The organism is Pseudochryseolinea flava (assembly GCF_003286915.1).
Lineage (GTDB): Bacteria > Bacteroidota > Bacteroidia > Cytophagales > Cyclobacteriaceae > Ohtaekwangia > Ohtaekwangia flava.
Genome location: NZ_QMFY01000014.1, coordinates 1 through 18,985, shown reverse-complemented (window position 1 = coordinate 18,985; position 18,985 = coordinate 1). Strand labels below are relative to the sequence as shown.

The 18,985-nt window shown below is 43.2% G+C and carries 21 protein-coding genes; 4 read left to right on the top strand and 17 right to left on the bottom strand.

Annotated elements, in window-relative coordinates; all coding sequences use genetic code 11:
- Positions 1-64 precede the first annotated feature (64 nt).
- Positions 65-301, top strand: a complete 237-nt coding sequence (locus tag DQQ10_RS27775; RefSeq protein ID WP_133259714.1) for a hypothetical protein — start codon at positions 65-67, stop codon at positions 299-301.
- A 23-nt stretch (positions 302-324) separates the two neighbouring features.
- Here DQQ10_RS27775 and DQQ10_RS21410 read toward each other — a convergent pair whose 3' ends face one another.
- The 3 genes from DQQ10_RS21410 to DQQ10_RS21400 form a co-directional block, all read right to left on the bottom strand.
- Positions 325-3,228, bottom strand: a complete 2,904-nt coding sequence (locus tag DQQ10_RS21410) for a sensor histidine kinase (RefSeq protein WP_112748975.1) — start codon at positions 3,226-3,228, stop codon at positions 325-327.
- Positions 3,225-3,926: a LytR/AlgR family response regulator transcription factor gene (locus DQQ10_RS21405; RefSeq protein ID WP_112748974.1), complete on the bottom strand. Its 702-nt coding sequence runs from the start codon at positions 3,924-3,926 to the stop codon at positions 3,225-3,227. The genes DQQ10_RS21410 and DQQ10_RS21405 overlap by 4 nt, the downstream gene beginning before the upstream one ends.
- Positions 3,927-4,091: 165 nt before the next feature.
- Entirely contained in the window at positions 4,092-4,886 is a 795-nt protein-coding gene (locus DQQ10_RS21400) for a hypothetical protein (protein WP_112748973.1), read from the bottom strand.
- Between the two features lie 638 nt (positions 4,887-5,524).
- On the opposite strand from DQQ10_RS21400, the gene DQQ10_RS21390 reads away from it, so the two are divergent.
- From DQQ10_RS21390 to DQQ10_RS21380, 3 genes are all read left to right on the top strand, one after another.
- Positions 5,525-5,731 (top strand): hypothetical protein, encoded by a 207-nt coding sequence (locus DQQ10_RS21390; protein WP_112748971.1) that lies wholly within the window; start codon positions 5,525-5,527, stop codon positions 5,729-5,731.
- A gap of 56 nt (positions 5,732-5,787) precedes the next feature.
- Positions 5,788-6,087, top strand: coding sequence for a hypothetical protein (locus DQQ10_RS21385; protein WP_112748970.1), 300 nt, complete (start codon positions 5,788-5,790; stop codon positions 6,085-6,087).
- 74 nt (positions 6,088-6,161) lie between these two features.
- Positions 6,162-7,292 (top strand): DUF748 domain-containing protein, encoded by a 1,131-nt coding sequence (locus DQQ10_RS21380; protein WP_112748969.1) that lies wholly within the window; start codon positions 6,162-6,164, stop codon positions 7,290-7,292.
- Between the two features lie 148 nt (positions 7,293-7,440).
- On the opposite strand, the gene DQQ10_RS21375 is transcribed toward DQQ10_RS21380, so the two are convergent.
- The 14 genes from DQQ10_RS21375 to DQQ10_RS21310 form a co-directional block, all read right to left on the bottom strand.
- The gene (locus DQQ10_RS21375) at positions 7,441-7,875 is read right to left on the bottom strand and encodes a DUF6943 family protein (RefSeq protein ID WP_133259713.1); all 435 of its coding nucleotides are present in this window, start codon (positions 7,873-7,875) and stop codon (positions 7,441-7,443) included.
- 94 nt (positions 7,876-7,969) lie between these two features.
- A complete protein-coding gene (locus tag DQQ10_RS21370) occupies positions 7,970-8,743 on the bottom strand; it encodes a hypothetical protein (protein WP_112748967.1) in 774 nt (257 codons plus the stop codon).
- A 30-nt stretch (positions 8,744-8,773) separates the two neighbouring features.
- Positions 8,774-9,616, bottom strand: coding sequence for a conjugative transposon protein TraN (gene traN / locus DQQ10_RS21365; protein ID WP_112748966.1), 843 nt, complete (start codon positions 9,614-9,616; stop codon positions 8,774-8,776).
- The gene (traM, locus tag DQQ10_RS21360; RefSeq protein ID WP_112748965.1) at positions 9,606-10,847 is read right to left on the bottom strand and encodes a conjugative transposon protein TraM; all 1,242 of its coding nucleotides are present in this window, start codon (positions 10,845-10,847) and stop codon (positions 9,606-9,608) included. The genes traN and traM overlap by 11 nt, the downstream gene beginning before the upstream one ends.
- Before the next feature lie 48 nt (positions 10,848-10,895).
- On the bottom strand, positions 10,896-11,270 hold the full coding sequence (locus DQQ10_RS21355; RefSeq protein ID WP_112748964.1) for a hypothetical protein: 375 nt from the start codon (positions 11,268-11,270) through the stop codon (positions 10,896-10,898).
- A gap of 4 nt (positions 11,271-11,274) precedes the next feature.
- Positions 11,275-11,892: a conjugative transposon protein TraK gene (gene traK / locus DQQ10_RS21350; protein WP_112748963.1), complete on the bottom strand. Its 618-nt coding sequence runs from the start codon at positions 11,890-11,892 to the stop codon at positions 11,275-11,277.
- A gap of 18 nt (positions 11,893-11,910) precedes the next feature.
- The gene (gene traJ / locus DQQ10_RS21345; protein ID WP_245970492.1) at positions 11,911-13,020 is read right to left on the bottom strand and encodes a conjugative transposon protein TraJ; all 1,110 of its coding nucleotides are present in this window, start codon (positions 13,018-13,020) and stop codon (positions 11,911-11,913) included.
- A 38-nt stretch (positions 13,021-13,058) separates the two neighbouring features.
- Positions 13,059-13,697: a TerB family tellurite resistance protein gene (locus tag DQQ10_RS21340; protein WP_133259712.1), complete on the bottom strand. Its 639-nt coding sequence runs from the start codon at positions 13,695-13,697 to the stop codon at positions 13,059-13,061.
- The gene (locus tag DQQ10_RS21335; protein WP_112748960.1) at positions 13,694-14,353 is read right to left on the bottom strand and encodes a hypothetical protein; all 660 of its coding nucleotides are present in this window, start codon (positions 14,351-14,353) and stop codon (positions 13,694-13,696) included. Before DQQ10_RS21335 ends, DQQ10_RS21340 begins: the two co-directional genes overlap by 4 nt.
- Positions 14,354-14,355: 2 nt before the next feature.
- Complete coding sequence (locus DQQ10_RS21330; RefSeq protein ID WP_221409769.1) at positions 14,356-15,039, bottom strand: conjugal transfer protein TraI; 684 nt, start codon at positions 15,037-15,039, stop codon at positions 14,356-14,358.
- Entirely contained in the window at positions 15,036-17,507 is a 2,472-nt protein-coding gene (locus DQQ10_RS21325; protein WP_112748959.1) for a TraG family conjugative transposon ATPase, read from the bottom strand. The genes DQQ10_RS21330 and DQQ10_RS21325 overlap by 4 nt, the downstream gene beginning before the upstream one ends.
- Before the next feature lie 10 nt (positions 17,508-17,517).
- Positions 17,518-17,847, bottom strand: a complete 330-nt coding sequence (locus tag DQQ10_RS21320; RefSeq protein WP_112748958.1) for a DUF4133 domain-containing protein — start codon at positions 17,845-17,847, stop codon at positions 17,518-17,520.
- Positions 17,848-17,849: 2 nt separating this feature from the next.
- Entirely contained in the window at positions 17,850-18,125 is a 276-nt protein-coding gene (locus DQQ10_RS21315) for a DUF4134 domain-containing protein (protein ID WP_245970498.1), read from the bottom strand.
- Between the two features lie 104 nt (positions 18,126-18,229).
- Entirely contained in the window at positions 18,230-18,718 is a 489-nt protein-coding gene (locus tag DQQ10_RS21310; RefSeq protein WP_112748956.1) for a hypothetical protein, read from the bottom strand.
- Positions 18,719-18,985: the final 267 nt, after the last annotated feature.

Below are 18,985 nucleotides of genomic sequence, written 5' to 3'. Positions count from 1 at the left end.
TTTTATAGCAGCTTTAACTTATCCTAGCTCGTCAAAAAAATCTTTTACTACACAATTAAAAGATATGGACCGGTCGAAGGATCACCAGACGGCTTACCAAATCCTTCTTGCAAGGCTGAAGCAAATGAATTATATCAATCGCATGCTCATGTGCCTATATTTGGACTCGGTTGCAATGGAAGATATCTCGGAAATTGTCGGCATCAGCATAGAGGCAATTGCCGCAAGAATTTCTAAAGGGTGCCGCCATCTACTTTCACAATCATCGATCGCCTCTACTGCATCGATAGATGAACCTTAGTTATTGTTTGGTGTGTAAACAATTTATGACAACATGGGTAACCATATTTCGACGCGCGTACCGGATAGACGCATATCAAGCTTACTCCGATCGATTATTTTAAACGAATGACCCGTACGAATTCTGTTCATGACCGCAAATCTTTTTTCTACAATCGCAAGGCCGCGGGAAGGTTTATCATCGGTAGTCGTTTTTCTCATCGCCATAGACGCAAGAATACCTATACCATTATCGTCAATTGTTATGTACAACTTGTCATCTATGTTCGAAATACAAATCCATAACTGGCCCTTTTCCTCTTTCGGTAGTATGCCGTGCCAGATAGCATTCTCGACAAAGGGCTGAAGGATCAGCGACGGCAGGCTTACACTATCAGCATCTATTTTTTCGTCTTGCGTTATCTCATACGAAAGTCGTCCTTCAAAACGAAGCGTTTCAAAAGTAAGATACAATTCGAGATTACGAATCTCTTTTTTTAAAGGCACCACACTATTTTCGAGCAGCTCAAGATTTGCCCGCATCAGCTTTGCGAATTTCGATAGGTAGCTTAATGTACTGCGTTGGTCGTTTCTTGTGACAAAAGTCTGAATGGAATTAATGGCATTGTTGAGAAAGTGCGGACTAAGCATATTATTCAATGCCTTATGCTCCAAGTCCATTTGTTGTTGAATAGCTAACAGCACCATCTCCTTCTGTAAATTTTTCCTTCGAACGAAATATCGCGTAACCCAAACGACCGCTGCGACAAAAGCGATCGTCATGAAAATGAGAAACCAAGCTTCACGAACTAATGGAATAGGATTGTAGACAGTCAAAGTGCGGGCTGCTAGAACCTGATTATTGAAATCAATTATTTGGAAAACAATTTTGCTTTCGCCATAAGGGATTTCATACATTGCAACAGTAGTTTTACTATCAAACACTTGCGGCCTCTCGGCGTTCACCCGATATCGAATACGCCACTGTTTTCGATTTTGATAATATGGAACTGAGTATTCTAGCGTAGCATAGTTTGCAGATGTCTCGAGATTAACCTTATCCGTATTTCGAAACACCTGGCCTTCAAAGTTGATTTCTTTAAACAATAAGTTTGCGGAGCCGGTATCACGGTGAGCGTGCCAAAAATATTTTAAGTCGATAGCTGTGAGATTGTTCCAAGATAAGGCATAGAGGCGCTGCAAATCATGATCATAAACAAGTTTAATTATATCAGAAGGGAAGCCATCTACATTGGTATACAACTCAAACCTACCCTTGTTAATCGCGACCAGTCCTTGATTTGTTGCAACCCATACCGTTCCGTTATTATCAGTGACAATAGCATTGCAACGCTGACGCGCAAATGGATGCTTAAAAGTTGTTACACGATGCTTTTGATCCAGAAAAGCGAGGCCTTCATTAGTACCAATCCAAAATCCAGTATTCCACCTATCTGAATGCAAAGTATTAATATGATTGTTGGGTAGGCCTTCATCCATACTCAGTCGAGTCCAGCGATTATTGTTACCAATAAACAGGCCATCATCAGTACCCACTAAAAGCACGCCGTTAGCATCTTGCCCAAGGGCGCGGACTTTACGCTGGCGTAATTCATCAATCACAACACTGTTTCTAAATGACGAGTCTATTTTAAGCAGTCCACGACCGGTACCGACTAACAGATCACCTTTCGTTGTACGCTGCAGGCAGGATACCGCCGCAATACTTTTTATACTGTCAATCCTTGAACTTTGTTGACGATAAATGTATGTCCCCGCCGCAAATACTTCGTCATAAGTAGTGTCGAGCAAGGCTACCACGACTTTCTTTTTTAGAACGGCCGGAAATTCTGATTTTGTGTCGGTTATTGTTAGTGCACTGTTCTGAGGAATCAGTGTTGCAAAAAAATTGCTGCTCAAGATCAATGGCTGTCCGAGATCAGGATAAATTTGTAAATCTGTGACTAACATGCCGCGCGGTGAATGATAGCTTCTGATGTACATTGCTGGAAAACAGAAGACACCTTCACCGTAGGTAGCAAGCCAAACATTATCCGCTGCATCTTGAAATATTTGATTGATGATAACCCCTTGGTGCAAGCGTTCTTGTTTTGCAAGATCACCAGAACAAAACCAAAGCTCTCCGTTCAAGGATGTGATCCAAAAATTGCCCTGACGATCTTTGAATAGCGCTCGACTGTGATTTTTGAAACTACCTTTCATGAACAGCTTTGCGTTACGTCTAGTGATGTTAACCTCATAGATACCGTCGTCAGCTGCCACCAGCACACGCTCATCATCAACGCGAACCATAGAATAAGCGCCTGACAAAGGGGGAAATCCCCTGAGGGGAATCGCTTCAAATTTGTTTTGATAAACATCGAATTGGGCCAGTCCATGACTATACGCTATCGTCACGCCTATCAAGGGCAGGGTCATGATTTGGTAAACACCCAGGAGCTCACTTACATCGCGGATTTTAACTGGGATAGGTTTTATACCGTTTTGTGTTAACGCGTACATTTGCTTGTCGCGATCTACCACAAATAATTTGTTTGCTGCAGACATAAAATCTATCGGATGTTTGACAGCATGCGTTTGGGGGAGAGCGTTGAAACGATTTTCATCTGCGTGATATGCAGCAATTCCTTGGCCGTACGCTGCAACAAGCAGCGAAGTGTCGTTTTGATGCAGGCTAAAAATAAAATTCGAGCCTAGGCCATCGCTCGCAGTAAAGTTTTCAAAAGTTTCCCCATCATAACGCGTCAATCCATTATCGGTCGAAAACCATATAATTCCATCTCGATCTTGTGTTATCCGATAAACAACCGCGTGCCCAAGGCCGTCACTGGGTGTAAATTTTATCATTGGCCGCTCCTGCCCCAACGTCGAGTTCCCAGCCCAAATTACAAGCACGCAAAAAGTAAACAGGCACTTATTTAAGTTCATAGTACTGTCCCTTTCAGCTGCGCTTTATATTTACGCGACGCGCGGGCAACGACGTCATTGCTTAAAAAGATTTTGAGTTCGTTGCCTGTAACTTGATAACGTCGAATGTGCTGGATGTTGACTACATAAGATCTATGGACTCTCTTTAAATCAGGGTGACTCACTTCCATTGTTATCTGCTTCAAATTTTTTGAAAGCAAGAGCGTTTGCTGGCCGGTCAGGTATATTTTAACATAACTACCCTCAGCTTCCATACATATAATATCTCTTGCATTTACCATGATATGTTCGCCATTATGAAAAACACGGAGGAGGCTCGGAAACCTCTCAGGAAGCCGACGATGCTTTAAAAGTTTTTGCTCCGAAGCGATTAATTCATCTACATCAATCGGCTTTACTAAATAGTCGGTAGCTTCTGCTTTGATCGCCCGTATACCATGTTCTTCTGAGCCCGTGGTAAATATGATCTGGAAATTGCGGTTCGGAAAATTTTGCACGAGAGAAAAACCTCCAGACTGCGGCATATTAATATCTAGAAAAACTACCTCGGGCTGATGAATGTTAATTTCTCGAATAGCCTCCTGGATATTGCTGGCTTCTGCGACGACGATGATCGAACCACAATATTGTGCTATCAACCTTGTCAGCAACTCGCGATCCAGCGCTTCATCGTCGACTACAAGGGCCGTTATTTTCATTTTAGGTCTAAATCTTTTTCCTGCAGGAAAGCAAAGATAATTGAAGTCAGTTAAATATAACGAGACCGGACAGGCTATTGAAGCCCATCCGATCTCAACCTGATTGCGAAGTAAGCTAGCTTAGCATAGTAGATTAGGTTATATCGCTAACTGCCGACATTGACATTACGGGCACTCATAGTTAAATTTCATTTCAACTTTATTTCCATCACCTAATGTTACCTTATTTATTGGAGCACCAGATACCCCGTATTCATAGGTTGAAAAAGTTGTGCTTGTTGTTTCGCCACGAGAAGATATTTCCTTCTTCCACAAGACGTTATTCGATGAAAAGAATGCTATCGGATCTATTTCATAGTATAAATGGATTCCTTTCAACGGATTGACATGGTCATCGTAGCCATACTGAAAAGTCACATCTTTGACCAGATACTTGCTTCCTTCCATTGGAATAAAGTGCTCCTGAGCAATCACATTTCCGTGGTGATCAAATATATTGACAATGTACGACAGGGTATCTGTTCCCGCGAGATCATTTAAATATGTAAGTTGTGTCACTTGACCAGCGTTATCATATTCAAAGGTTATGTTAGATTCACTGCCAGCCAGTATTTGACGGTTTAGTTTGCCCTCCTCATACTCAAATTCTAATGAATAGGAATCAAACGGTTCACCAGTTGTTTTCTTGCTGCTAATCAACGTTATCCTTCCTTTCTGGTCGTATGATATGTCAGAGGTGACATACAAGGATTCTAATACGCCATGCTTCGTATAAATGTTAGTCGTTATTATTTCCCCATCTTGAATAATATTTTCATACCGCGTTGAGAACTCGTTTGCATAGTGCAAAGAAAAGCCCGTTAGCGGACATAATCTTTCTATTCTGTGATCATCGTTATTGCATGAACTGATTGTCATGCTTATCACTAAAACGAGCGGAATGGTCAATAGATTTTTCATAGTGTGTAATGTTGATTTCCCAAAGATGAAGAAACATACCTACGGACAAATAGCGTATTTACGAATGAAAGGTTTTTGTTTGTGTAATGCAGTTTAAAGTCGGTCATTGACTAAGTCGAAACATGTTGAATGGTATTTTGGTCTGCAGACGCTCCGCACAACAACATTCAGAGTGACGCGAACTGTTGGTCAGGAGGGTAAGTGGGCGGCAGGGAAATGGATATTAATTTGGTACGGGTGCTCAAACACAACCGAATTCACATGACGTTAACTTTCTGTTCGCAAACGCAACCGCAAAAAGAAATGCGAATGGATATGGCGTCGTTGAAAAAAGAATATAAAAAGCTCGAGGGAAAATCGTTTACAGACTGTTACTACTTGGAAGAACCCCTGTATCCTCAGACGTGAGCACAAAGACATTGCGCTAGCCCCAATTCACTTCACTACATACTTCAGGTCCTTACCAAGCTGAGAAGCAAACCACATCAGCTCACTGTGGAATTAATATTCCAACACGTAGCGATACAGTTGGCCTGCTGCGACAAACTTTGCTCGCAATGATACTATCGCTGGTGAAAGCTGGACCATTATTACGGTATATACTTTTGCATAACTTGAAATGTTAAAGCTCTCTAACTATGGAAAATAACGATAAGAACAAATCAGATCAAACCGGATCGTCTTTTAATGAACTTCAAAGTGCTGTTGATAAAGCTAAGAATGAGCGTATTAAGTCTGAGACAAACAGCAATAAAATACACGGTGATAATGCTAACAACCCTGAACTACGCGATCATACCACAGATGTATCACTAAAGAAAACAGGGGGCGGAAAACAGAGCTGACCCGGCGACTAACGAATTTTAACGAACATCAGAAACGAACCACTAATCAATAAACTATGGCTGTAATAGAAAAACTTAAATCCAAAGCTGCTAGCATAAATCCTGACAAACGTGAAGGCGAAGTGGCAAAAGCAATCGAAGAACAAACGGCGAAATTACCTTCCGATTTGTTTCTGTGGGCCGCCGCAGGAGCGATTGGAACGTCGTTGCTTTTCAAAATTGCACGCAAGGACCACCTGGCCCTATTTATGGGACAATGGGTACCGTCGTTCCTTCTACTCGGAATCTACAACAAGATCGTCAAGGTAAGTGGCCACGATAAGGCTACCCAAAACAGTTACACTACAAACTCTTGATATAATCGAGGCCCTACCGGGCCTCTTTTCTTCCCAGGAGCGGTCTGTCAAGCGTTAACTAAATTATTAATCATATGGATGGGACACTACTCGCGGTTATTATCAGCGTATCGTTACTCATATTAATGCTACTGACATTACCATTCATTGCGAAAGCAATCATTAAAGCCAAACTTCACAAAATAGAAAATTACGATGGCGTTGTCGATGATATAAAACTCAACATATTTTCGAGCAACTTTACATTAATCGGTCTTGACTTTTCTCTCCGGCCACAAGCAAAAGACCAAACCATTACGGAGATTCATATCCCGTGCATATATGGCTCGTATAACCTTGGATCGCTCTTAAGAAAAAAGATGGAGATCAGGATTACTTTGAGTGCTCCGACACTGATAATACAAGATAACAGTTCATCCGACGCAACAGAGGTGAGCAGTAACAGTGGCGAGATCAACATACATGACCATCTCGTTAATTTCATTCCCTTTAAGATTAACATTGAAATCGAAAATGGAACAGTTCGATATCAAAAAACATCGATTCCATTTGACATAAGCCTGAACAACATTACCGTTAGCATAGCAGAATTTAGCAACTACGCGAACCAGTCTGAGCCTTGCGAAATAAAAGCCAGTGCATTTTTAGATCAAGGCACCATTGCACTTGCATGCAAGCTACACCCGATGGAATTTAAATTATCATGTCACGCCATTTTCGAAGTCAAAACAATTGATCTCACCGCTTTTAATCAGGCTATCAAGAAGTATGGAAAGCTGGATCTCAACAGCGGCCAAATGGATTTATTCGGACAGTTATCCGTGCACGATAATTTAATTCACGGTCATATCAATCCTGTGTTATACAATTTGGATTTCATAAGCGTGCAGGACAAAACAGATACCCTGATGAACAAAGTTTGGGAAAGGATAGTGGCCGGCGGAGTTCACCTTCTCCTGAATAAGCGCGACGGCAAGCTCGCAACGACAGTTCCCATCGATGGTGATCTTGATGATCCTGCTTTCAATGTAAAGGCAGCGATTTCAGGTTTATTCAGAAATGCTTTTGTCAAGGCGCTAACACCCACGTGGGATGACGTCTTCATTGAAACGCCGCTTTCGCGCGGCGTTCGCAAAGTCGCTGGAAAAATCTTGAACACCTTCTCTAGAAATAATAAAAATCTCAGAAACGAAGTCTCGGAATAAACTCAACATCGAGACTTCGTTAGTGAGCATTAACATCAATTCTTGAATATGCTTTTGCCTGCCACGAGGACTAAAACAAACCCAACAAGGAAAATAAAGAACAGCACCTTAGCAGGATATACGATTTAGTTTTACTAAAAAATCGTGTTTAACTTTTTCGAAGCATATCGGCAATTGCCTTTTTCGCGATTGCCGTTTTTGTTCTTGCTATGAATCTAAGCTGGAGTTGCAAAAGACGTTCAAGCTTTGACAAGTCGCCAAGTCGGGAAACGGCGCATGCGAATTTCTTATTCTCGCTACCGGCCCCTGCAGTATTGATTAAATTCCTGACATCATTTACGTGCAAAACCGGAACAACGGATCCGACTTGCAATGGTATAAAATGTCCGGCTTTCCAATGGCAATACACTATCCAGAAAAGAATCTTCTTAGCAGACTCCGAAGATGTTTGTAAAACAAAACAATTTGGACAACATTTCTTCAATGGTTTTCCAGCATTGTAGCCATGGGATAGTATAAAAAAATGCGGCATATCTGGCGAGAAGCTTTTTTCAGACGAGTAACATGTAATGCTAAAGTTCATAAGCGGAGGTTTTTTGTTGCGCCTCACAGATCAGGGCGCGGCGAAAAACCTCCGCGAGATCTTGTCGTTACTGAAAAGATTGCATCAAGAGACGTTAGAGTCGCATTCCTTTCTTAGATGATTTTTTCTGTTCCCCGTCGTCTTCATTTCGAATTGCTTTCTCTTTTTTTTCACGCTGTTCTTCCTTGGCTTCTGGCACCTTTAAAATGCCATTGAATTGTTTGATCATATCTTGATCGTAAACATTAACTGATTTGTATTGAGGTACAGCTTCGATGAACATTTTTTTATTGCCCTCCCTTTCCGAAACGAGCGTTAAATTTCCTTTCTTTAAGGAAGCAATCATATTCTCTTTATCCTGCGGATTATCGAGTTGCTTAATTGGATATGCAGACAATACCTTTTCCAAGTCATAGCCATAATTGCTAGTAAAATGTTTGATCTTAAAGTTGCCATTGCTTGTTTCCTCAAAGTTGAGCTGGATCCATGCTGAATACATCTCCTTATCCTTGTTGACAAAATCTTTGAACACGGCCCTGCCATTGAGCAGATTGAAAGCTTCTTTTGCAGTAACACCGGCATTTTTATCGATGTAAAAAGTTTGTTGCTTCTGCAAGCTGGCATCATCAGAAACGACCGAAGCCTTGTAATTGTTAAAGTAATAACGGTCATTCTGAGACGACTTACTAAACTCCAACGCGAAGTCAACACGTGACGGATCCTTTGCATTGTTAAATTCCCCCGCGTGTGTTAAGGTGAATTTTTCAGGTTGACTAGCAATGGCTTTTTCAAGGTCCGCGTCTAGCTTTTGTCCAAAACCAAAACGCTGCAAACTGTTTTTTAAATACTCGAGATTCTCTTTGTCCATAAATTTATTATTTAAGTGTGAGTGTGATTACTAGAATCTATTGGCGCGCATGATGACGCGATACGGAACGGCCAATCGTAACAAGCGTCCTCCCTTTTCTTCAATGAATTCAATCCAAAGTTTTCTCACCTTGGCCATGGGAAACTTCGGAAGTACAGCAACGATCACGATGCTACGCCCGTGCTCAACTTCAATGGGACCTGATGGACGCAAGTGCAAGGGCATAATAGTGAGTTGCTGAAAGGCAGTTCTTTTAGTGGCATGAATGTCACGCACAAAAAAATTGACAGCTTTAGCATGGTAATCTATTGGGCTGCGATTAGTCAATTTCATCCTGGCAATTACCCGTTCTCCATCCGTATAAATCCCGGTCACCGAAAGGGTGATACCATAAGCATTCGTTTTCAACGATGCTATATTTTGTTCCGCCCCAGTAGCGAGATTGACATATGGTCCCCATGCATTCTGCTCATCTGAAAAACTAACCGTAGGATTATAATGATACCCAATGAGCCAATTCAGAAACATTGGATTGTCTTTGTACTCAACGATAATGTTGTAAAGATTTCCTGCGGCGGTGATGACCGATAGATTCGTCTCTTCAAACCCCTTTCTACCTGCCTTCACCTGGAGAACATTTTCGGCTTTACTGGCATGCTGTGCTAAGACATCGCGGCTGCCCCGATCAACACTGACAATGGCACTATTGAAAATCAAGTTCGTTGTTTTGTTGAAGGTCACTTCAATGCGATAGTCATGACCGGAAACGGAGTCCTGGAAAACTTGTGCAAGACATGCGCTGTATGTCGCGGTGAGGATAGCAACCAACGTCGAGAGGTTGATTAACCGGAGGAAGATCAAGTTATATCCCATGGCGGCTTCCTTTATCAACCAGCAATACTCTGTGTCCCGCGCTTACTGTAACCTTGATAAGCTTCGCCTTGCGATTAAAAAAAGTCTTGGCCGCCTTCAATCCCGTGTCGGCGAGTTGCGCTTGCATGGTCGGATTTATAGAAAGCAGATCAAGATCCTGTATAGATTGATTTGAACTTTGACGAATGATGTCTCCTTCTAATGTCCCTGGTACGTGTATGCCTTCCATTCCGTCAAGGTCGTATACACTGATGGCGACAGGATATACTGTGCGATCAGAAATCACAGACTTGATCGATATCAACAACCGCTCACCACTAAGATTACAAACACCGAAGATTAAGCTTCCGGCCTTCAAAGATTTTCCGGAAACGACGGCATCATGTAAGATCCGAAGTGCTACTGTGGAACCTGAGGTTATGGTTTGCGTCTGAGAAATTTCCGCTTCAAGTGGTAACGGATTCTCATCGATAGAAACATCATCAAGTCCATAAAACCGATTTATCACAAGCGCGTCATCGTGGACAACTGAAAGCTCTCCCTCGGTACTATCACTTAGATTTGTGATACCAAGATCATCGCCGCGTGCGCGAAGGGCGTGCACATCCTCGTGTATTGAATCTGCGGAAACAACTAGCTCCGGGTGTTGTATGCGTATCAGCTTATCGAGGATATTGTCAATTTTAGCAAGCTCTGGATCCTCACTTGCGGTCAAGGAAGCCATCTGCGTTTGCAATGCTGCGATGTCCGTCGGAAAAACGGCATCGGCAGGGATGTCATTGGAAGACAGTTCGTCGTTGGAATTTGTTGCTGCGTCAATCTCTGCATAAAGCTGTTTGAGCTTATTTTCGACACTTGTGGACGTAGTGTGATCGGCAGGGTTCTTCTCTCCGAGTGAGCTGTTTACAAAACGTGTGGCGCCAGTGTCGATTGATGTTGTCAGATGTGTGAATTTAAAATACGGATCGCTTCGCCTAGCCTCTTCGAATTTGAGCGAGTCCCGCTTTGCTTGATCATAGAGGGTTAGCTTGTTCCATTCCTTGTCATCGTCTGGCAATTGAGCTTGGGGGAGTTCAGGATTCAGACCCGGTGTGTTTTCCATGGCTTGCGCCGGCGTTCCTTGTCCTCCGCCCAAGGCCCAAAAGATCATGATTAAGAATGGAAGAACTAAAGCAGGAAGAATCATGTAGAATCTCCGCTGACGTAAATAGTTTTCAGTGTGTGGTGTCATATGTGTGTTGTGTGTTTAAAGTGTTTATGAATGACGATTACGTGTTGTTTATTTGCGTGGTACATAATGCCTCACCAATGAATCAAAGTGACGGTATTGATCATTGAGCAAACTATCTAGGCTTTTATAGTGCTGTATTGGTGCTATTCGCTCAAAGCATGTATCCGGCAGAAAAAATTCTGGAATCGACGGCTTTAAAATGTTACGGAGCACATGTAGGTTTGCAGGGGTAAACATCACATGCAACAAAACTGCAGATGCTAGTGCGATACCCACCCATAAGATGATCGCCTTAGTGGTACGTGACCAAGCATCTGATTTTTGTGTTAGCCATTGTGAGGCGACTTTCCAGCGAGAATCAACCTTCGCTGTAAATGCTGACAAAAGCTTTGACGCGGATGGTTTATATTCTTGTTTATTCATAGGGCTATCGATTCTGCGTTTTGAGATCCTTGTTTTCTAGCGTCTTCCACCGTTCGATTAAAAAGCCGTGTGGATTATTATCTGAGCGCGCGACGTTGCGCAGGTACCCTTCCGTAATGAGGGAGCGTGTCGCGATCGAAGTCGTTCTGATGATCGTTTGTATCGCTTCGCATCGAAACCGGTACGGATAACTTGATACATCAATTTGAATTTCCGTTACCTCCACTTCTTGACTGATGTTTCCAGAAATGATGTTAGCGTAATAGCTATTCTCACGCAGGTTATCATATTGTTTTTTCGCCGTACCGTCAGCCAAGTATAACGCCCTGCTAATGTTATCCTGAATAAAACGATCGTCAGGGTGCAGCGTAAAAAAAAACAGATGAAACATTTTTACATGATCACGTGCTTCTACAGGAATGTTGTCCTTGCGCTCTGCAGCAAATGCTTCAAGTGCCTTATCATTGGCCAGGATATAAATTCGTTCTTGTGTATCCTGCACGATTTGATAGCTTTTAAATATTACACAGCAGCAAAGCAAAAGGCTTCCGATGAAGGTGATGATTGAAAAACTTCTGACGTAGCGAAAGGCAGAGTCAATATTTTTGAGTTGTTGAAACATTTTATTTTCGTTTGATGATTATTGCCCCGAAATCTTTTCTTTCATGTAGCCCGATTTTTCATTTGGATTGTCGCTTTTAGTTTCTTCTGGACCGCGTGCGGTCAATGCGCCCGAAACTGTGCTGGCAACGGTGCTCGCTGAAGAAAATGTAGTGCGGGCGGTGCTATAGCTAAGGTTAGACAACTTGTAGGTTAAGTAATTTCCGCCTGACCCGGCATGCACAATGTAGCTCGCGATGGAGGGCACAGTGAAATAGCCAACAATACCGATGACAAGAAATACTAAATAGGCTGTATCCGCAGTACTAAAGAACGTATCGCCGTAGCGTTCTATTTGCGCGACGTCTATCTTGAGCATGTTCTCCTGAATTTTTCCGATGATGCTTCCAAAGATGTTGGCAACCGGGAGCCACAAGAAAATGTTGATGTAGCGCGCAAGCCACATGGTCAAAGAGTTATGAAATCCGTCGAAGACTGCAAATCCGAATACAAGTGGTCCGACGATGGCAAGCACGATCAAATAGAAGGTCCGTATGGTATTGATGCATAGGGACGCGGCTTCGTAGAGAATGTGGAGCACTTCGGACATCCATTGTTTAATCGTATTTCGAAAACTATACGATGCTTTCTCCATGGCAAAGCGCATGTGATCGCCAAGCCCATTGGGTAGTGCATTGTCTTCTTCGCCATAGGTGTATTCGTACCATTTTTCAAAACTGCCTCCCCCATCGCTGCCGACATAGATTTGCCACATCGGACTTTTCATAATGGCCTCTTCCTTCTTTTTCAGTAAGAATGCGATGGATGAGCGAGAGCCCTCAACCATTGCTGAAGTTCCAGCGACAGTAGGTTTTAGCACACCGTTGATCAATGCGATCACCGAGGGAAAGCTCACGATGCAAAATCCTAGTACGAATGGACGAAGGAGTGGATAAAAGTCTATGGATTCCGCATTGGCAATATGTCGCCACACGCGGACACTGATATACCACAAGGCTGCAAATCCAGCAATTCCCCTACCAACGGCAATGAGTTGACTGCACAAGGGCAGCATCTCATCATAGAGGTTATCGAGCACTTCCTGAAATCCTAGCATATCGCTGGGCTGTGCATGAACAACGATCGGCATGAGGATTATGCAACTGATAAATAAAGCTCTAATGCACATCACATTTCGATTTGGTGTAATTGTTTTGTTGTATTGATTTCACTGTTTGCTTTTGCCCGATGGTTCGAAAGCATCTTGCAATCATTGTCAAAGCGTCTAAAGACATGAAGCTTCGTTTCGAGTGTTGCGGAAATGCGATCAATGGCACGCAGCCGCTCCTGGTCACTCATGCGAAGCTTAGCAGCGGTGATCACCATGAGAAGTTCTTCCAGGTTATCAAGGCTTCCCTTGATGAGTCGATCAAATACCGATTTCATGTATTGCACATCCTCGGAGGAAAAATTATTATCTGCTCGAATGCGCTGAATCGATCGACGACATCCCTCCACCAAAAGCTGTTGATGTCTGACAATGCGCGCTACTTTATGATATTTTTTTACAGCGGGATTGACCTTGAGTAGGCGATCGAGAAAAGCATCATGCAAATTGAAGTTTCCTTCAGCGATGTTTTTGATGTTGTCATATCCGTCTTGGAGTATTTGGTAGGTTTTATACATACTTTGAAGAATCGCCTTAAACTGCCTTAGCTTTTCTAAATTCAAAGCAAGCTGCGTTGCTTCCTGCTGTTGGGCCTGGCAATACCAAGTAGACGCGAGTAGACAGAGAACACTCATTGAAACTATTCTCAAGGTTTTCATAGATGTTCCTGGTTAAGTCTGTTCAATCGCTTGATCTCATCGGACTCGAGGTGTCGTTGATTGACAACGAGACGCAAATTGCCTTCGAAAACTCTCGCGAATCCAACCAAGCGCTGTGCGTGATCAAATGCCATTTGCAATTGCTGTAACCGCTCATCGTCGGTCATTTCAAAATGCCTATCACGATTAATTTCAACGAAATGCGCCTCATTTTCCCTGGCACTCTTCAGCAGAGAGGCCATTACAGCGCGCGCATATTGACTTTCGCCAAGATTTAGAAGCCCGCTACTGCAGATGGTTTGCACATTGCCACCGCTTTGTGCAATCGCGCGCGACGATGCTGCTACGGCCTTGGCACGTGGATCAGAATTGATTACGGCCTTCGTATGTCCCAGTGCTGCCAACACGTTTTCATCCAACTCAAACTTTCCATTCTTGATGGTATGGATTACGCGTAGTCCACCGCGGACAATGGTCATACCTTGTTTGACATAGCTGTGGTATAATTGCAGCTGCGCGATCTGCTGAAACAAATACTTGATCTGCGTTTGATTCTGTTTGGTCAATTCATCCTGATTAGGCTTCTCCTCAAATTGAGCCTGACAGGTAGCAGACGTCATGCTCAGCACGACAATCGAAATCAAAACTATCTTCATACTTAATCATTTGTAAGGTCATATAACTTTCTTGTAGACTCGATCTCGTGCTTGTCTTTTGCACGGCTGATGCTTAAGAGCATATTATGCTCGTTAAACTGGCGTAGGTCATTCAAATTTTTAATGGATTGATCGGAAGCTTGCGCAATAATGGCCATCCTGCTCTCGTCTGTCATCTGTGTTTGGAAGGAGTTGATCACCATCGACAGTTGTTCTAAGTTGGTGAGGCTCCGCTCCAGGATGCGGGTATAGACGCGGTACATATAATCTATTTCCCACCCGGAAAAATGGGAATCCGATTTTATGATATTCCAGGTCTTTTTGTATTCATTGACCAGACGCTCTTGACGCTTTACGATCGCACGTGTTTGCTCAATGGTTGAGAGAAGATTTTTTACTTTCCACAATTCATTGTAGTAGTCCGCGTAAAGCTTCCGATGTTTCTCGGTCCATTCCGCAATCTCACGAAGCTTTAACTTCGAAAGTGCATTCTCTAGAGCCTTTTGTGTATTCTGCAACGCAATGGTTTTATTCTGCAACCGCTGAACCATCAAGTCTAGCGCCTTGAGTATTTTCTTGATGATCTCCTGGATCCATCCTGCGGCAGCAGCTTCTGCGACGGGCCATGCGGTAAACAAGCCGACCAGGGAGAAAATGACAATCAATTGGATTCGCAAATATCTCATGCCTTTGAGGGTTTAGCGTTTCGAATCTCATTTGCCAACGCTTGAATTCCTTTCTGGATACTCCCATATCGCGCTGCATATTGTTCCACTTTCACTTTCTCCGATTCTTCGGTGGTATAGATCAAATATTCTTCGAGTGAAACTTCGGTTGCATATACGCGCGAGAGCATCCCGCCAAGACTGATGAATACTTCCTTATACTTTCGAGACGGATCGTTGCTCTTATTCATGGAAAGGATCATTGCTTTCTCCTTGTCACTAAGTCCTAGCAGTTCCTGAATGGCATCGAACTTATTTTGATACTTGCTTTGATCGAGCAAGATTTTGCAATCCGAGTTGTTAATGATTGCTTGCTTTACAACAGTGGAGCTAATGATATCTTCCACTTCTTGTGTCACCACGATGGCTTCACCAAAAAACTTGCGCACTGTTTTAAACAGATACTTGATATATTCCGCCATACCTTCCCGCGCAATGGCTTTCCAGGCTTCTTCGATCAAAATCATTTTTCTAACGCCCTTTAGCTTGCGCATCTTGGATATAAAGACTTCCATAATGATGATGGTCACGACAGGAAAGAGTATAGGATGATCCTTGATGTTGTCCAGTTCAAAAACGATAAACCGTTCGCGAAGCAGATCCAGGTTTTCTGTGGCGTTTAATAGATAGTCAAATTCACCGCCGCGGTAGTAGGGACGCAGCACGTAAAGAAAGTTTTCGACATCGAAATCTTTGTCTTTAACCTTGTCTGCTTTAAGTACATCAATGAAGACATCCCGCAGATACTCATAATATGTATTAAAGCATGGGATAATATCCTTCGACTGCTGAAGGTGTGCGTAGTATCCTTGAAGAGAGATGGACAGTGCTACGTACTCGGAGCGATTAAAAGACTCGTCGCCTTTTTTCCAAAGTGCCAAAAGCAAGGTTTTGATACTCTCCTTCTTCTCAGTATCCAGCGTGTCACCCTCGCTTATGAAAAAAGGATTAAATCGAATTGGATGACTTTCGGAATAGGTGAAGTAGTAGCCGTTTACGGCGGAACATAAGCCTTTGTAAGAATGCCCTACGTCAACAAGGACAATATGCGTCCCTTGTTCGTAGTATGACCTAACCATATGGTTGGTGAAGAACGATTTCCCTGAGCCCGATGGACCGATGATGATTTTATTGCGGTTGGTACAAATCCCTCGGTGCATAGGTTCATCAGAAATATCAACGTGTATTGGTTTTCCGGTAAGACGATCACCAAGCCTAATGCCGATGGGACTTAATGAAGACTGGTATGCTCCTTCAAGATTTAAGAAGCAAGTCGCCTGCTCCAGAAATGTGTCGAATGCATCGTTGATTGGAAAATCTGATTCGTTTCCGGGGATAGCTGACCAGAAGAGCTGCGGCGCACCATGGATCTCTTGCCTTGCGACGGCATCCATTTGTGCCATCGCCGAGGAAACCTTCGTTCTGACTTCTTTAAGTTCCTGCTTATCTGTAGTCCATACTAACACGTTAAAATGTGCTTTCACCGGCAGTCGTTGTGCAGAAATCGCTTCGTTCAAGAATTCGTTTGTCGCATCACGCGCGATTGCATTCTCCCGCGAATAGGTAGAGAGTGACTGCAAGCGGAGACGTTTGCTTTCTAATGCTTTGATCGTCTTTTGCGCATCCTCGACAAATATGTACTGATTGAAGATGTGATTACAGGAGAGCAGGTGTCCCAGCGGTGAGGCAAAACCAACGCTAAACTTTGTTCTGTCTGTTGAGAATCTATCATAGTTAATGCGTGCGCCGCAGAGCGACGGCAGGTCCTCGACATCAGAAAGGGCAAAAATTTGGCAGCGTTGATCACCAACCGTAAGCTCATCCTTGAATTGAATGTCGCGTACGATGGGTAAATCCGAATCATTAAGGGACCAATACTTTTCGATAAGGCCAACGTTGCGTGTTGTTCCTATCAGGTCTTCACCTGAGAGTCGCGATAGTTTCATAAACCCGCTGTCGGACAGAATTTGCTGGAACTGAGAAGTGGCATCTAAAAATTCTTGCAACCAAATTGGACTAAGTACATCTTTCACCACCAGGTCACCGCGCAGCAAACTTGACGCGTAAGAATTGACCGCCGTCGTTGACGCCTTGCGTGTTAAGATGATATTACAATGATGGTCGAGAAAAGGTCTTTCATTAAAGAAGCGCTCCGAGCAATGCGACAAAAAAGGAAGCTCGTATTGAAAGTCCGCGACATTGCGTTTACTGACAAACCAGTCTTGCTTGTGAAAGATTGTATTTGACGGGAGGACTTTAATAGCCTTTACTAGAATCTGATGAAAAGATTCGTACTCCTTGTCAGACAGGGTAAAAATTTCCGGCAAGGTGGATTTGAAAGCAATGGAAATGTCACCGCGCTTCGACAGAATGCAATCATTCTCCACCTTGTAAATCGGAAATGTATGGGCATGCGTGTGAGTGTGCATATTTTATTACTTATTGTTTTGTTTTTCCAAGTGAAAGGAATACCCATCTTGAAGGCAATCGAACGGTGTGTGGTATGCGTCCATAGGCTCTTCGCTTCATCAGACCATATTGCCCGTATTTATCGCTGATGCGATACACCATTACAAACAGCAGCACCCCAAGGATGGCGACAATGGCGATGCACAGGAACATGTTCGTACCTATGATATAGAGCACAGCAAAAAGTACGAGAAGACTTAACACACCAATAGCGACATAAACGATGTATTGCGCCTTAAGTCCTTTAAACACAACGGGTCGATTGATCCCCTTGTTGATTGTATACACGGTGGTAGCCATCACTAAATGCCGAAAAATGAACGAAGTACTGTTGCTACCACGACAAGGAAGATGCAGCTACCAAACCATGCTGCTGCAACGCGGCCGGTGTCTTGATCACCACCGTTCCATTTCTGATAAACTTTTACAGCACCGATCAGACCAAGCACGGCGCCAATGGCGTACATCAAATCGGTTCCTGTTTCAAAGTAACCACGAACAAGCGTGGTGGCTTCATTGATACCGGCATTTCCATCCTGCGCATGCGTTTGATGATGCGTGATGATTAAAAGCAGCATGAATAACAGGATGTAATGAAAAGGCATTCGCCCCTTCCCTCGGAAAGGAGAATTTGAAAGTGTGAGTGTGTGTTTCATAAAAAAAATAAATGTTTGATTGATGTTTAGTTGTGTGCTGGCCACCAACGCGAGACAATGCTGTGATCAATGCCGAATTGGTCGCACAAAAATTGCGTCGCCATGATCTGATAAACCGATCCTGCAAATAAATCATAGCGAAGAACGAGCGATTGTAACAATGAAGTGGGATCCTGATCAGCATGTTCTTTACTGATCCGGTGCAATAGCGCGACGTCGGCGAGAAACTCGGTGAATTTAACTTGCGTAGCATCCGCAGCCTCGTCAGGCACATCTGGTGTGGCATCCGAAAACATGACTTTCTCCGCCGACACTGACTCGTGAAAGATCTCTGGATCGGCAAGCGGTTCACCAAGTACATCAACCTCACCCAGAGCATTGCTTGAAGAAGATATGCGGGGAGAACCGAGTTGTTTTAATTTGTGCCAATACAATATTAAAACAGCGACGGCATAGTAGACGGCTACCATGATTCCTACTATGGAAAGAAAATAAGTCCAGGTAATGAATTGCATAAGTGTTAGCGTTTGTGAAAGCAAATGTGCAATTCAGGACTAACGCGTATTCACAACGTCGGCCCACGTTGTGAAACATTTCCTTAAAAAAAGAAACATAAGAAAAATAAAAAGAGGCTGTCTCAAAAGGGCAGCCTCTTCTTTTGTATATGGATAAAAAAAAAGAAGAGAACGTGAGTCCTCTTCTAGTTGCAAGTCGTTATCTTGCTTGTGTGTACTAAAACAAAAGTAGTCTTTAAGAACTACACGCCCAACCAAGTGATGATG

Coding starts and splice junctions, on each gene's coding strand:
- DQQ10_RS27775 (WP_133259714.1), top strand. CDS start 65: ATGGACCGGTCGAAGGATCACCAGACGGCTTACCAAATCCTTCTTGCA.
- DQQ10_RS21410 (WP_112748975.1), bottom strand. CDS start 3,228: ATGAACTTAAATAAGTGCCTGTTTACTTTTTGCGTGCTTGTAATTTGG.
- DQQ10_RS21405 (WP_112748974.1), bottom strand. CDS start 3,926: ATGAAAATAACGGCCCTTGTAGTCGACGATGAAGCGCTGGATCGCGAG.
- DQQ10_RS21400 (WP_112748973.1), bottom strand. CDS start 4,886: ATGAAAAATCTATTGACCATTCCGCTCGTTTTAGTGATAAGCATGACA.
- DQQ10_RS21390 (WP_112748971.1), top strand. CDS start 5,525: ATGGAAAATAACGATAAGAACAAATCAGATCAAACCGGATCGTCTTTT.
- DQQ10_RS21385 (WP_112748970.1), top strand. CDS start 5,788: ATGGCTGTAATAGAAAAACTTAAATCCAAAGCTGCTAGCATAAATCCT.
- DQQ10_RS21380 (WP_112748969.1), top strand. CDS start 6,162: ATGGATGGGACACTACTCGCGGTTATTATCAGCGTATCGTTACTCATA.
- DQQ10_RS21375 (WP_133259713.1), bottom strand. CDS start 7,875: ATGAACTTTAGCATTACATGTTACTCGTCTGAAAAAAGCTTCTCGCCA.
- DQQ10_RS21370 (WP_112748967.1), bottom strand. CDS start 8,743: ATGGACAAAGAGAATCTCGAGTATTTAAAAAACAGTTTGCAGCGTTTT.
- traN (WP_112748966.1), bottom strand. CDS start 9,616: ATGGGATATAACTTGATCTTCCTCCGGTTAATCAACCTCTCGACGTTG.
- traM (WP_112748965.1), bottom strand. CDS start 10,847: ATGACACCACACACTGAAAACTATTTACGTCAGCGGAGATTCTACATG.
- DQQ10_RS21355 (WP_112748964.1), bottom strand. CDS start 11,270: ATGAATAAACAAGAATATAAACCATCCGCGTCAAAGCTTTTGTCAGCA.
- traK (WP_112748963.1), bottom strand. CDS start 11,892: ATGTTTCAACAACTCAAAAATATTGACTCTGCCTTTCGCTACGTCAGA.
- traJ (WP_245970492.1), bottom strand. CDS start 13,020: ATGCCGATCGTTGTTCATGCACAGCCCAGCGATATGCTAGGATTTCAG.
- DQQ10_RS21340 (WP_133259712.1), bottom strand. CDS start 13,697: ATGAAAACCTTGAGAATAGTTTCAATGAGTGTTCTCTGTCTACTCGCG.
- DQQ10_RS21335 (WP_112748960.1), bottom strand. CDS start 14,353: ATGAAGATAGTTTTGATTTCGATTGTCGTGCTGAGCATGACGTCTGCT.
- DQQ10_RS21330 (WP_221409769.1), bottom strand. CDS start 15,039: ATGAGATATTTGCGAATCCAATTGATTGTCATTTTCTCCCTGGTCGGC.
- DQQ10_RS21325 (WP_112748959.1), bottom strand. CDS start 17,507: ATGCACACTCACACGCATGCCCATACATTTCCGATTTACAAGGTGGAG.
- DQQ10_RS21320 (WP_112748958.1), bottom strand. CDS start 17,847: ATGGCTACCACCGTGTATACAATCAACAAGGGGATCAATCGACCCGTT.
- DQQ10_RS21315 (WP_245970498.1), bottom strand. CDS start 18,125: ATGCTGCTTTTAATCATCACGCATCATCAAACGCATGCGCAGGATGGA.
- DQQ10_RS21310 (WP_112748956.1), bottom strand. CDS start 18,718: ATGCAATTCATTACCTGGACTTATTTTCTTTCCATAGTAGGAATCATG.